Origin of the sequence: Shewanella litoralis, assembly GCF_009828585.1 — a bacterium.
GTDB lineage: Bacteria > Pseudomonadota > Gammaproteobacteria > Enterobacterales > Shewanellaceae > Shewanella > Shewanella litoralis.
The window spans coordinates 1-260 of sequence record NZ_WSRZ01000164.1; the positions used below are offsets into that span (position 1 = coordinate 1).

Genomic DNA, 260 nt, shown 5'->3' on the forward strand with positions numbered 1-260 from the left:
GTGTAGCTCCAGTTGCCGTTTGCATCAATCGAGAAGCTGCCGTAGTTGCCATCGGTGACATTGGTTTGCACCTGGAACACGGCTTCGCCGTTATCCACGTCAGTGACATCTAATTTGCCGGTGACGGTTTCAACCGTGGCCGCGTCAGTGTCAGAGCTGCCGTCTTCGGTGACGGTGCCTTTATCTGAATCTGGGTTACCTGGGGTCACGCTGATGTCAGCAGGATCGTTCGTGCCGACAATGGTAATGACCACATCGTG

1 protein-coding gene is annotated in these 260 nt (G+C 54.6%); it reads right to left on the reverse strand.

Features of this window, described 5'->3' with window-relative positions; genetic code table 11:
• On the reverse strand, positions 1-260 hold a 260-nt coding region (locus GQA99_RS20490; RefSeq protein WP_206194612.1), incomplete at both ends, for a VCBS domain-containing protein.